Here is a 12,173-nt window from a genome sequence, read left to right as displayed (position 1 = left end):
CCAGGCTGCGTCTTGTCCGCCCGCGACCCCTGACCACGGCCCGAACGGCCGTGACCACCCGGCGCACCAGGCCGGCGCCGCGCCCGCCCGAGGGCACCCCACCCCGGGCGGAGCTGGCCCGCCAGGCCAGGACGGTGCTCGCCGACGCCGTACGGATCGCCCGCTGGGCGGCCGACGGGGCGGCCCCCGGCACCACGCCGCCGGCCGCCCTCGAACACGCCGCCGCCGCGCTGGACATCTCCCCGGAGCGGGTGCGCTCCGGCTGGGACCGGGCCCGGCTCGCCGGACTGGTCGAACTCCACGGCGACACCGCACGGCCCGGCTGGCGGCTGCGCGCCTGGGACCGGGACGACTCCGCGGTGCTGCGCGGCTGGGTCGCCCTCTTCGACGCCTGGTCGCTCGTCCACCCCGCGCCGCGGGGCGTCGAGTCCACCGCCGTCGCCGAGGCCGTCGAGGCCGTGCCCCAGGTCCTCTCGCTGCTCCAGCTCTCGGCCGGCCCGGTCACCGTGCCCGCCCTCCTCGACCTCCTCGGCCAGCGCGTCGCGGAGCTCCGCGAGGAGCGCTGCGAGGTGCCGTACGGCCCCGAGCCGCTGCCGGGCCCCGCCGAACCGGCGCCCGCCGCCCACCCGCCGGCCCTCGTCGCCCGCCTGCTCGACTGGGCACTGGAGGGCCTGGCCGACGTCGGGGCCCTCACCCTCGGCAAGGGCCAGGCCACGCTGACACCGCTCGGCAACTGGGCGGTCTGGGTCAAGCTGGAGCAGATCTGCGTCGCCGCCCAGAGCCCCGCCGGCAACATCGAGCAGGCCGCCGCCGACATGCTCCTGGGCTGCGCCCGCCTCACCCCCGGCCCGGCCCGCGCCGAATACCGCGCCTGGCTGGCCGCCCGCCCGGTCGGCAGCGCCGTCGCCGAACTGCTCGACGTCGCCCGCGGCGAGGACGCGTTGCTGCGCGGGCTCGCCTTCGAGGCCCTGCGCGTCGTCGGCGCCCCCGCGGAGCCCGAGGTCCGGGCGGTCGTGGCCGACCCCTCGCTGCGTCCGTACGCGCTGCTCTGGCTCGCCGAGTACGAGGGCACGGACCCCGAGGACGCCCAGGAGGTCCTCAGCCGGGAGGAGGCCACCTGGCTCTGGGTCGACACGGCGGCGGCGGTCGCGGACCACGGTGAGACGGGCCTTCTGGTCCGCCACCTCGAATCGGCGGTCCAGGGCACGGTCCCGGCCCTCCTGGAGGAGGTCCGCGCCGTCGGCCACCCCCGCACGGTCCAGGTCCTGGTGGCCCTGGCCGCGGCCCACCCGGACCCGGCCCTGGCGAAGGCGGTCCGCAAGGCGGCCTTCCAGGTCCACACGGGCGGCTCCTGACGCGGGGGCCGCTTCCCGCCCCTCCGGCGCGGCGCGCGCCCCTGGCCTCAGCCCGCCGCCCCCGGCGCGTAGGTGCCGAAGCTCCACACGTTGCCCTCCCCGTCCCGCGCCATGTAGTCCCGCGACCCGTAGTCCTGATCCGTGGGCGGCATCAGGATCTCCACCCCGGACTCGACCGCCCGCGCGTAATGCGCGTCCACGTCCCCCACCACCACGTACACCCCGGCGGGCCCCGCCCCCGCCATGGCCCGCGCGAACGCCCCCTCCCGCCCCCGCGACCCCAGCATCACCCTGCCGTTCCCGTACGACAGCTCCGCGTGCACCACCGACCCGTCGTCCCCCTCGTACACCGCCTCCGCGACGAAGCCCAGCCCCTCCGTCAGCGTCCTGATCGCGCCCTTCGCGTCGTCGTAGAGAAGCGTCGGACACACCGTCGCCACGCCTGTCCCGGCCATCGCGCTCAGCCCCTTCCGGTCAGCGGATGTGATCCACGTCTCAGTCTCGCACCGCCCACTGACAACGGCCGCCGACGGCCGGCGGCGTCTCGGCGGAACGTGTCGCACGGCCGTGGGCGCCCCGTCGCGGAGCGGGCGGAGAAGTCGTTGGACAGCGCCAGTAGACTGGTTTCCATGGCAGTTCTCCTTGTGCGTGTGCGTGAGTAGCGGCGCCGATCCGTCACCACCCGTCGTTCCTCCGCCCTTCCTTCCGCCCTGGAGTACCTCCCCGTGATCACCGCCTCCGGCATCGAGCTGCGCGCCGGCGCCCGTCTGCTCATCGAATCCGCCAGCTTCCGCATCGCCAAGGGCGACCGCATTGGCCTCGTCGGCCGCAACGGAGCGGGCAAGACCACGCTCACCAAGTGCCTCGCGGGCGAGGGGACCCCCGCCGCCGGCACCATCACCCGCTCCGGTGAGGTGGGCTACCTCCCGCAGGACCCCCGCACCGGCGACCTCGACGTCCTGGCCAGGGACCGCGTCCTGTCCGCCCGCGGCCTGGACGAGATCCTGCGCAAGATGCGGGAGAACGAGGACCGGATGGCGAACGGCAAGGGCGCCACCCGCGAGAAGGCGATGAAGAAGTACGAGCGCCTGGAGACGGAGTTCCTCACCAAGGGCGGTTACGCCGCCGAGGCCGAGGCCGCCACCATCGCCGCCGCGCTCAGCCTGCCCGACCGGGTCCTCGGCCAGCCGCTGCACACCCTCTCCGGCGGTCAGCGCCGCCGCGTCGAGCTGGCCCGCATCCTCTTCTCGGACGCCGACACACTGCTCCTCGACGAGCCGACCAACCACCTCGACGCGGACTCGATCGTCTGGCTGCGCGACTACCTCAAGACCTATCGCGGCGGCTTCGTCGTGATCTCCCACGACGTCGAGCTGGTCGAGACGGTCGTCAACAAGGTCTTCTACCTCGACGCGAACCGTTCGCAGATCGACGTCTACAACATGGGCTGGAAGCTCTACCAGCAGCAGCGCGAGGCCGACGAGAAGCGCCGCAAGCGCGAGCGCCAGAACGCCGAGAAGAAGGCCGCCGCGCTCAACGCGCAGGCGGACAAGATGCGCGCCAAGGCGACCAAGACCGTCGCCGCGCAGAACATGGCCAAGCGCGCCGACCGGCTGCTGTCCGGCCTCGAAGAGGTCCGGGTCGCCGACAAGGTCGCCAAGCTGCGCTTCCCGGACCCGTCGCCGTGCGGCAAGACGCCCCTGATGGCGGAGGGCCTCTCCAAGTCCTACGGCTCGCTGGAGATCTTCACCGACGTCGACCTGGCCATCGACAAGGGCTCCCGGGTCGTCATCCTCGGCCTCAACGGCGCCGGCAAGACCACGCTGCTGCGGCTGCTCGGGGGCGCCGAGCAGCCCGACACCGGCCGCGTCGTGCAGGGCCACGGCCTCAAGCTGGGCTACTACGCCCAAGAGCACGAGACCCTGGACCCGGACCGCACGGTCCTGGAGAACATGCGCTCCGCCGCCCCCGACCTGGACCTCGTCGCCGTCCGCAAGACGCTCGGCTCGTTCCTGTTCTCCGGGGACGACGTGGACAAGCCGGCCGGGGTGCTCTCCGGCGGCGAGAAGACCCGGCTGGCGCTGGCGACACTGGTCGTCTCCTCCGCCAACGTTCTCCTGCTCGACGAGCCCACCAACAACCTGGACCCGGCCAGCCGCGAGGAGATCCTCGGCGCGCTGCGCACGTACAAGGGCGCGGTCGTCCTCGTCACGCACGACGAGGGGGCGGTCGAGGCCCTTCAGCCGGAGCGGATCATCCTGCTCCCGGACGGGATCGAGGACCTGTGGGGCGCGGACTACCGGGACCTGGTCGCCCTGGCCTGATCCCCGGACCGGATCATTCGGCCTACTCGAGATCCGTCATTTGTGTGAGTACGTCTCATACCTCGGCGCGGCGCCCGGCAGATAGCTGCCGGGCGCACCCATTTACGCCCCCCGGACCTGGGCGGCTCTGACCTGGACGTTCATTCCGGAGTGCTCGTACGGCGCCTCGCGCGACCCGTGGGAATGAGGCATTCCGGTCGCACCGGCGCACTCCCGGGGCGCGAATCCGGTCGCAGAGACCTTGCCGAATGGGTGGCCAGGAAGCGCCCGAGGGGTGATCATGAGAGTCCAGAGCGCACTTCCCATGAGGAGGCACGGGTGGCCGAGACTCTGAAGAAGGGCAGCCGGGTGACCGGCGCCGCGCGCGACAAGCTCGCGGCAGACCTGAAGAAGAAGTACGACTCCGGTGCGAGCATCCGGGCGCTGGCCGAGGAAACGGGCCGCTCCTACGGATTCGTCCACCGGATGCTCAGCGAATCCGGAGTGACGCTCCGCGGACGCGGCGGCGCCACACGAGGCAAGAAGGCCGCGACGGCCTGACGGCCGGCAGCGGCTCGGGGCCGTCCAGGGACGGCCCCGGGAGCTCCCCCCGGTTCCGGGTGCGCCCACCCGGTCGGCCGCAGGGCCGATCCAGTGGTTACTGTTCAGTCACTTAGCTGCATGTGCTGACAGCACCCGAACCGGAGGCCCGTATGACCTCGCTCGACTCCGTGCTCGACCAGGACGGCGTACGACTCACCGTCGACGACGCGGTTGCCACGGTGACCCTCACCAACCCGGCGAAGCGCAACGCCCAGTCTCCCGCTCTGTGGCGGGCGTTGACCGAGGCCGGACGGGCCCTGCCCGGCAGTGTGCGGGTCGTCGTGCTGCGCGCCGAAGGCGTGTCGTTCTCCGCCGGACTCGACCGCCAGGCGTTCACCCCCGAGGGATTCGACGGCGAGCCGTCGTTCCTCGACATGGGGCGCGGCCCGGAGGCCGAGCTCGACGCGCTGATCGCCGAATACCAGGAGGCGTTCACCTGGTGGCGCCGCAACGACATCGTGTCGATAGCGGCAGTGCAGGGTCACGCCATCGGTGCGGGCTTCCAGCTCGCTCTCGCCTGTGACCTGCGCATCGTCGCCGAGGACGTCCAGTTCGCCATGCGTGAGACCAGCCTCGGCCTGGTGCCCGACCTCACCGGCACGCACCCCTTGGTGCACCTCGTCGGGTACGCCCGCGCGCTGGAGATCTGCGCCACCGGCCGCTACGTCCACGCCGAGGAGGCGGAGCGCACCGGCCTGGCCAACCTCGTCGTGCCCGCCGCCGAGCTCGAAGGCGCCGCGCGCGACCTGGCCGGCGCCCTGCTGGCCGCCCCGCGCGACGCCCTCATCGAGACCAAGGCCCTGCTGGCCGGCGCCGTCTCGCGTACGTACGAGGAGCAGCGCGCCGCCGAACGGGCCGCACAGGGCCGCCGCCTGCGCGATCTGGCGGGCGCCCTCGGCTGACGCGCGCACGGGCGGGCCGGCCCCGCACGGGGTCAGCCCGCCGTGCCCTCCTGAGACACCGCCGTGACCAGCACCGCGACCGGAGGGCGGCCCCCGGCCGCCTCCGTCACCGCCGCCCGCACGGCACGGGCCACGTCCAGCGCGCGGTGACCGCTCTCCGTCGCCACCTCCACGCGCACGTGGTCCTCGCCCGTCCGCACCGCCGGGCCCAGCACCCCGGTCAGCGCCGCCACCCCCGCGACCGAGGCGGCGGCCCGCCCCGCGGCGCTCTCCGCGTCCACCGGGCGCACCTCCACCGGCTCCGGCTCCACCCGTTCGGGCGAGCCGTCGAGCAGGCCCGTCACCCGCAGGTCCACCTCGGAGACCACCAGGCCGAGCCGGCGCGCGGCGGCCGACAGAAGGGCCGCGCGCAACGCGTCGGCGGCTGCGGGCAGGGGCCGGTCGGCCGTCGCGGTCATCGTCGCCTCGATTCGTAGGGGGCCCGGCGGCAGCGCGCTCGGGGGCGGGGGCACCTGTGCGGCGGGGGCCGAGTCCGGGTCTGCCACGGCGATCCGCAGCTCGCCGAGGACCGCCCCGGGGTCCGGGCCCGCCACCGCCCGGCGCAGCACCGCGACCGCGGCCCGCTCCGCGATCCAGGCACCGTCCGCCGGGCCGCCCAGAGGGAGCAGCCGGCCCAGCGAGAGCCGTTGCCGTACCGCAGCCGTCCACGCGTGGGCCCTGTGCGGGCCGTCAGCCGTCGTCATGACCACCAGACTGCCGTATCCACGGCGCGAGCCGGGGCAAGCGCCCTTAATGTGGGCAAAGTAGTCAAATCTGCCCCGAAGGGAAGAGTGGCGATGACCGAGACCCCACAGCGGAACCGGCCCGAGAACTCCGACAGCAATGCCTCGGGCGGCAGCAGCCTGACCAAGCGCGGCGGAGGCGACCCCGGCACCCGCGGCCGTACGACGATCGCGGACGGAGTCGTCGAGAAGATCGCCGGCATGGCGGCGCGCGACGTCGTCGGGGTGCACGCGATGGGCAGCGGCCTGTCCCGCACGTTCGGCGCGGTCCGCGACCGGGTCCCCGGCGGCTCGAAGTCCGTCACCCGGGGCGTCAAGGCCGAGGTCGGCGAGACCCAGACCGCGCTGGACCTGGAGATCGTCGTGGATTACGGCGTGTCGATCGCGGACGTCGCCCGTGATGTACGGGAGAACGTCGTAGCGGCCGTCGAGCGCATGACGGGCCTGGAAGTGGTCGAGGTCAACATCGCCGTCAGCGACGTCAAGCTGCCCGACGAGGACGACGATGACGAAGCAGAGTCCCGCGTCCAGTAGTCCCGGCGTCACCGAGCGGTTGAGGAGCACACGATGAGCATGGCTGTGGCCGGTCTGCTGGCCGGCATGGCGCTCGGCTTCGCCGGGTACTTCGGCGGGTTCGGAGCCTTTGTGCTGGTGGCCGCCCTCGGAGCGGTCGGCTTCGTCGCCGGCCGCTTCTTCGACGGCGACCTGGAACCCGGCGACTTCTTCCGCAGTCGCGAGCGCGGCGACCGACGGCGGTGACGGCGGTGTCGGGGGCGAGCGGACCGGTCCCGGCCGGCGGACGGGGAGAGACGCGGATCGCCGACCGGGTGGTCGCGAAGATCGCCGCGCAGGCGGCCAAGGAGGCGGTGGGCGCGACCCCGAAGGAGGCGGAGTCGCCGCGCGCCACGGTCACCGTGCACCGCGAGACCGCACGCGTACGGGTGAGCCTGGAGCTGGGATATCCCGCTGACATCGGCCACCGGTGCGGTGCCGTGCGTCGGCGGGTGGCCGAGCGGGTAAAGGCGTTGGCGGGGATGGAGGTGCCCGAAGTGGCCGTTCAGGTCGAACGCCTGCATCCCACCGGAGCGAGCCTGGCGGCACAGGGGAGGATTCGATGACCGAGCCCCACGACCCGGACGACGGCACGCGGCGGCCGCCCGAGGCCGGGCCGGCGGAACACGGCAGTGTCCTCGCGCTCGACCAGTCGGCCTCCGCCGCCGCCTACGACCCCGCGCCCGGCAAGGAACGGCCCGAAGGCCGCGCGGGACGCTTCTGGTCCGCCCGCCGCATCCCCGCGGGCATCGTCGCCGCAGTGGTCCTCGGCGCGAGCGGCCTGCTCCTCTACGACGTGGCGGCGGTCCGCGCCGGACACTCCGCGATGCAGTGGCGCCGCACCCTGGCGGACGAGCTCGCGACACGGAAACTCGACGACGTCTGGGTGCTCACCGGCGCGTCGATCGCGGCCGCCCTCGGGCTCTGGCTGCTGCTCCTCGCGCTCACCCCCGGACTGCGCGACCTGCTGCCGATGCGCCGCGGACACACCGACGTACGCGCCGCGCTCGACCGGACGGCGGCGGCCATGGTGCTGCGCGACCGGGCCGTCGAAGTGGCCGGCGTCCAGTCGGTCCGGGTCCGCATGGGCCGCAGCAAGGTGAAAGTGCGGGCCCTCTCGCACTTCCGGGAACTCGATGACGTACGGGCCGACCTGGACACCGTGCTCTCCACAGGCATCCGGGAACTGGGACTCGCCAGGCAGCCGAGCCTGTCGGTCCACGTCCGCCGGCCGGCGAAGAAGGGGTGAGCGGCGTGCTCAGGACCGTCAACCGGGTACTGCTGGGCCTGGCCGGACTGGTGCTGCTCTGCGTGGGCGGCGGGGTGCTCGCCGCGGCGACGGGTCTCTCCGTGCCGTCCTGGTGGCCGTGGTACGGCAAGAACGACGTCCTGCTCAGCGAGGCGGACCGGGACCGCTGGCGCTCCGAGGGCTGGTGGTGGCCGACGGTGATCGCGGTCCTCGCCGTCCTCGTGGTCCTCGCCCTGTGGTGGCTGCTGGCCCAGTTCCGCCGCTCCCGCCTGAACGAGGTGCTGGTGGACAGCGGCGACGGCGAGGGCGCCCTGCTGCGCGGCCGGGCCCTGGAGGGGGTGCTCGCCGGGGAGGCCGGCGCCCTGGACGGCGTCGCCCGCGCCCAGGTCACCCTGACCGGCAAGCGCTCCACCCCGGCCGCCCGGGTCCGGCTGCTGATGGAGCCGCACGCCGCGCCGGACGAGGCGCTGGGGCGGCTGAGCGGCGAGGCGCTGGCCCACGCCCGGGACTCCGCCGGGCTGGCCCGGCTGCCCGCCGAGGTCCGGCTCAAGGCCGTCAAGCACCGGGCGGCGCGGGTGAGCTGAAGGGATGCGGGGGCGGCGGCGCCGCCCCCGCATCACCGCGTACGGCTCAGAAACCGTGCCGGTGGCCGCCGTCGACCGGCACCATGATGCCCGTCAGGTACGAGGCGGCGGGCGACAGCAGGAACGCGGCGGTCCGGCCGAACTCCTCCGGGGTGCCGTAGCGGCGCAGCGGGATGTTCGCCTCGTTGGCGGTACGCGCCTTCTCCGCGTCGCCCGACAGCGCGTCCAGCTCCCGCACCCGGTCCGTGTCGATCCGGGCCGGCAGCAGGCCCACGACCCGGATGCCGCGCGGGCCGAGCTCGTCGGCCATCGACTTGGCGACGCCGGCCAGGCCGGGGCGCAGCCCGTTGGAGATGGTGAGCCCGGCGATCGGCTCATGGACGGAGCCGGAGAGCACGAAGCCGATGACCCCGCCCTCGCCGAGCGCCGCGGCGGACGCCCTGGCCAGCCGTACCGCGCCCAGGAACACCGACTCGAAGGCCGTCTGCCACTGCTCGTCCGTGTTGTCCGCGATCCCGCCCGGCGGCGGGCCGCCGACGCTGATGAGGATGCCGTCGAGCCGGCCCAGGCCCTCCCGGGCGGCCTCCACCAGCCGTTCGGCCGCCGCCGGGTCGGCGTTGTCGGCGCCGAGACCGACCGCGTCCGGGCCCAGGTCGGCGGCGGCCTGCTGGGCGCGCTTCTCGTCCCGTCCGGTGACGATCACCTTCGCGCCGTCCGCCACCAGGGCCCGGGCGGTGGCGTAGCCCAGCCCGCGCGTCGCTCCGGTGACGATGTACACACGGTCCTTCAGTCCAAGATCCATGGCCCTATCCTGCCGTGCCGCCCGGGTCCGTGTCCTCGGCGGCCCGCGCCTCCACGGGCTGCGCCCCGGCCAGCGCCACCGCCGTACCGACCAGGCCGATGTGGCTGAACGCCTGCGGGAAGTTCCCGAGCTGGCGCCCCGCCGCCGTGTCGTACTCCTCGGCCAGCAGGCCCACGTCGTTGCGCAGGGCGAGCAGCCGTTCGAAGAGCTCGGTGGCCTCCTCGGTGCGCCCGGTCAGCCGCAACGCGTCCGCCAGCCAGAACGAGCAGGCCAGGAACGCGCCCTCGCCGCCCGGCAGCCCGTCGATCGATCCGCCGTCCGTGCTGTAGCGGCGCACCAGGCCGCCGCTGCCCAGCTCTTCGCGCACCGCGTCCACGGTGCCGATCACCCTCGGGTCGTCCGGCGGCAGGAAGCCGGTCCGGGCGATCAGGAGCGTCGCGGCGTCCAGCTCCCGGGAGCCGTAGGACTGGGTGAAGGTGTTGCGCACCGGGTCGTAGCCCTTCTCGCACACCTCCCGGTGCACGGCGTCCCGCATCGCCCGCCAGCGGTCCGCGTCCCCGGCCAGCGAGGGGTCGTCCTCCAGGCTGCGCACCGCCCGGTCGGCCGCGACCCAGGCCATCACCTTGGAGTGCACGAAGTGGCGCCGCTGTCCGCGGATCTCCCACAGGCCCTCGTCCGGTTCGCGCCAGGTGGACTCCAGGAACCCGAGCAGGCTGAGCTGGAGGCTCCAGGCGTGCGGCTTGTCGTCGAGCCCGGCGTCCCGGGCCAGCCGGAGCGAGTCGATGACCTCCCCGTACACGTCCAGCTGGCGCTGGCGCACCGCCGCGTTGCCGATCCGGACCGGGGCGGAGTTCTCGTAACCGCGCAGCCACGGCAGCTCGGACTCGGGGAGTCTGCGCTCGCCGGCCAGGCCGTACATGATCTGGAGGTCGGCCGGGTCCCCGGCGACCGCGCGCAGCAGCCAGTTCCGCCAGGCGCCGGCCTCCTCCAGATAGCCGGCCGAGATCAGCGCGCCCAGGGTGAGCGTGGAGTCCCGCAGCCAGCAGAAGCGGTAGTCCCAGTTCCGTACGCCGCCGATCTCCTCCGGGAGCGAGGTGGTCGGGGCCGCCACGATGCCGCCGGTCGGGCCGAAGGTGAGCGCCTTGAGGGTGATCAGCGAGCGGATCACGGCGTCCCGGTACGGTCCCCGGTACTTGCAGCGGGCGGACCATTCGGCCCAGTCGGTCAGGGTGTTCTCCAGCGCCGCGTGGGGGTCCACGCGCTCGGGCCGGGGCGAGTGGGAAGGGTGCCAGGTCAGGACGAAGGCCACCTTCTCGCCCTCGGACACGGTGAAGGACGAACAGGTGGAGAACTGCTGGCCCCACGTCTTGACCGGCGGTTCGCTGCGCAGCCAGGCGGAGTCCGGCCCGGCGACGGCGACCCGGTGGCCGTCCGAGCGGCGCATCCAGGGCACGATGGACCCGAAGTCGAAGCGCAGCCGGATCACGGACGACATCTCGACGGTGCCGCTGACCCCCTCGACGATCCGCATCACGTCCGGCTCCTTGTCGCGCTGCGGCATGAAGTCGATCACCTTGACGGTGCCGGTGCGCGTCTCCCAGTACGTCTCCAGGACGAGCGAGTCGCCCGCGTAGCCGCGCCGGGTGCAGGTGTCCGCGCCCTTGGGCGCCATCCGCCAGTGGCCGTTGTCCTCGTCGCCGAGCAGGGCTGCGAAGCAGGCGCCCGAGTCGAAGCGGGGCAGGCACAACCAGTCGATGGAACCGTTTCTGCCGACCAGGGCCGCGGTCTGGAGATCGCCGATGAGGGCGTAGTCCTCGATGCGTGGGGTCACGTTCAGGCGTCTTCCCGAACCCGGCCTCCGTTAAGCGGACCGTGTGCCGGGAGAGGCGGAGTCACCCCTGGGCGGGCTCGGGCTCCGGTTCCGGCGTCGCGTCCTCGTCGGCGGCGGCGGCCTTGGCGGCGGCGACCCGGTCGCGCTTCTCGCGCCGGGCCAGGACCACGAAGCCCACCGGGACCCCGGCGGCGAACAGCCACCACTGCACGGCGTACGCCATGTGCGGGCCGATGGAGCTGTCGTCGGGGGCCTCGATCGGCTCGGGCGAGCCGTTCCGCGGCGCCGGGGAGGTCAGCTCGATGTAGCCGCCGAGCACCGGCCGGTCGAGCAGCCGGGCCTGCTGGGCGCTGTTGATCAGCATCACCTGACGGTCCGGAAGGTCCGAGATGTCCTTGATGCCGCTCGCGCCGGTCGTCTCGTCGGCCTTGAGCCGCCCGGTGACGGTCACCTCGCCCTTGGGGGCGGCCGGTACGTCGGGGAAGGCGTGCTGGTCGTCGGCGGAGGGCACCCAGCCCCGGTTGACCAGCACCGTGCCGCCGCCCTTGAGGTCGAACGGGACCAGCACATGGACGCCGATGGAGCCGTCGGTGGCGGTCCTGCGGCGGACGACGACCTGGTGCTTCTCGTCGAAGGTCCCGGTGGCCGTCACGGTGCGCCAGTAGTCCGAGCGCGGAACGGTGTGGCCGGGGGAGGTGAGCGCGGACACGGCGACCGGGTCCGCCTTCAGGTTGCGCGAGATCAGGGCGTTCTGCGCGACCTTGTGCTCGTGCCGGTGCAGCTGCCAGAAACCCAGCTCGATCATCGTGGGGATGAGGACGAGCGAGAGGAGGGCGAGGATCAGCCACTGCCGGGTCATCAGGAAGCGGTACACCCCACGACGGTACAACCGGCCGCGGGGTGTCTCGCGCACGGGGTGGCCGAAGGGGCGGCCGTCCGGTGTCCTCAGACGCGGTCCACGATGCCCACCTTCCCCTCCGCGCGGGCGCAGTGCCCGCCGCAGAACCAGTGCCCGTCGACCTCGACGCCCTGGCCGATGACCTGGACCCGGCAGTGCTCGCAGATGGGCGCCATGCGGTGGATGGCGCAGGCGAAGCAGTCGAAGACGTGCACCGCGCCCTGCGCGTGCACCTCGAAGGACATCCCGTAGTCGTTTCCGCAGACCTCACAACGTGCCATGCGCCACAGGGTGGGGCGCGGGGGCGGCGGC

15 protein-coding genes are annotated in these 12,173 nt (G+C 73.6%); 9 read left to right on the top strand and 6 right to left on the bottom strand.

The features are described from left to right. Positions 1-50: 50 nt before the first annotated feature. The gene (locus tag FKN01_RS24465; RefSeq protein WP_143624170.1) at positions 51-1,355 is read left to right on the top strand and encodes a hypothetical protein; all 1,305 of its coding nucleotides are present in this window, start codon (positions 51-53) and stop codon (positions 1,353-1,355) included. Between the two features lie 47 nt (positions 1,356-1,402). On the opposite strand, the gene FKN01_RS24460 is transcribed toward FKN01_RS24465, so the two are convergent. Then, positions 1,403-1,810 (bottom strand): VOC family protein, encoded by a 408-nt coding sequence (locus FKN01_RS24460; RefSeq protein WP_143624127.1) that lies wholly within the window; start codon positions 1,808-1,810, stop codon positions 1,403-1,405. Between the two features lie 270 nt (positions 1,811-2,080). Between FKN01_RS24460 and FKN01_RS24455 the strand changes: the two genes are divergently transcribed. From FKN01_RS24455 to FKN01_RS24445, 3 genes are all read left to right on the top strand, one after another. Next, positions 2,081-3,679, top strand: coding sequence for an ABC-F family ATP-binding cassette domain-containing protein (locus FKN01_RS24455; RefSeq protein WP_143624125.1), 1,599 nt, complete (start codon positions 2,081-2,083; stop codon positions 3,677-3,679). A 318-nt stretch (positions 3,680-3,997) separates the two neighbouring features. Next, positions 3,998-4,219, top strand: coding sequence for a helix-turn-helix domain-containing protein (locus FKN01_RS24450; RefSeq protein WP_018518904.1), 222 nt, complete (start codon positions 3,998-4,000; stop codon positions 4,217-4,219). Positions 4,220-4,371: 152 nt separating this feature from the next. Next, positions 4,372-5,163 (top strand): enoyl-CoA hydratase/isomerase family protein, encoded by a 792-nt coding sequence (locus tag FKN01_RS24445; protein ID WP_143624122.1) that lies wholly within the window; start codon positions 4,372-4,374, stop codon positions 5,161-5,163. 32 nt (positions 5,164-5,195) lie between these two features. On the opposite strand, the gene FKN01_RS24440 is transcribed toward FKN01_RS24445, so the two are convergent. Next, positions 5,196-5,906 carry a hypothetical protein gene (locus FKN01_RS24440; protein ID WP_143624121.1) on the bottom strand — a complete coding sequence of 237 codons (711 nt, stop codon included), beginning with the start codon at positions 5,904-5,906 and terminating at the stop codon, positions 5,196-5,198. Between the two features lie 93 nt (positions 5,907-5,999). On the opposite strand from FKN01_RS24440, the gene FKN01_RS24435 reads away from it, so the two are divergent. Genes FKN01_RS24435 through amaP form a run of 5 tightly spaced genes read left to right on the top strand, consistent with a single transcriptional unit; the run spans position 6,000 to position 8,330 of the window. Next, positions 6,000-6,479: an Asp23/Gls24 family envelope stress response protein gene (locus FKN01_RS24435; RefSeq protein ID WP_143624119.1), complete on the top strand. Its 480-nt coding sequence runs from the start codon at positions 6,000-6,002 to the stop codon at positions 6,477-6,479. A 33-nt stretch (positions 6,480-6,512) separates the two neighbouring features. After that, positions 6,513-6,704, top strand: a complete 192-nt coding sequence (locus FKN01_RS24430; protein WP_143624117.1) for a hypothetical protein — start codon at positions 6,513-6,515, stop codon at positions 6,702-6,704. Then, positions 6,701-7,063, top strand: coding sequence for an Asp23/Gls24 family envelope stress response protein (locus FKN01_RS24425; RefSeq protein ID WP_143624115.1), 363 nt, complete (start codon positions 6,701-6,703; stop codon positions 7,061-7,063). The genes FKN01_RS24430 and FKN01_RS24425 overlap by 4 nt, the downstream gene beginning before the upstream one ends. Continuing rightward, positions 7,060-7,746, top strand: coding sequence for a DUF6286 domain-containing protein (locus FKN01_RS24420; RefSeq protein ID WP_143624113.1), 687 nt, complete (start codon positions 7,060-7,062; stop codon positions 7,744-7,746). The genes FKN01_RS24425 and FKN01_RS24420 overlap by 4 nt, the downstream gene beginning before the upstream one ends. After that, positions 7,743-8,330, top strand: a complete 588-nt coding sequence (gene amaP / locus FKN01_RS24415; RefSeq protein WP_143624111.1) for an alkaline shock response membrane anchor protein AmaP — start codon at positions 7,743-7,745, stop codon at positions 8,328-8,330. Before FKN01_RS24420 ends, amaP begins: the two co-directional genes overlap by 4 nt. Before the next feature lie 46 nt (positions 8,331-8,376). Here the strand turns inward: amaP and FKN01_RS24410 are convergent, their stop codons facing one another. The 4 genes from FKN01_RS24410 to FKN01_RS24395 form a co-directional block, all read right to left on the bottom strand. After that, complete coding sequence (locus tag FKN01_RS24410) at positions 8,377-9,132, bottom strand: SDR family oxidoreductase (RefSeq protein ID WP_143624109.1); 756 nt, start codon at positions 9,130-9,132, stop codon at positions 8,377-8,379. 4 nt (positions 9,133-9,136) lie between these two features. Further along, positions 9,137-10,963, bottom strand: a complete 1,827-nt coding sequence (locus FKN01_RS24405; RefSeq protein WP_143624107.1) for a glycoside hydrolase family 15 protein — start codon at positions 10,961-10,963, stop codon at positions 9,137-9,139. 61 nt (positions 10,964-11,024) lie between these two features. After that, entirely contained in the window at positions 11,025-11,837 is an 813-nt protein-coding gene (locus tag FKN01_RS24400; protein ID WP_143624105.1) for an SURF1 family protein, read from the bottom strand. Positions 11,838-11,908: 71 nt separating this feature from the next. Beyond that, on the bottom strand, positions 11,909-12,142 hold the full coding sequence (locus FKN01_RS24395) for a hypothetical protein (protein ID WP_026171732.1): 234 nt from the start codon (positions 12,140-12,142) through the stop codon (positions 11,909-11,911). Between the last annotated feature and the right edge of the window lie 31 nt (positions 12,143-12,173).

Source organism: Streptomyces sp. 130, from assembly GCF_007096885.1.
In the GTDB taxonomy this organism is placed as follows: domain Bacteria; phylum Actinomycetota; class Actinomycetes; order Streptomycetales; family Streptomycetaceae; genus Streptomyces.
This window is presented reverse-complemented; position numbering and strand designations above follow the sequence as displayed.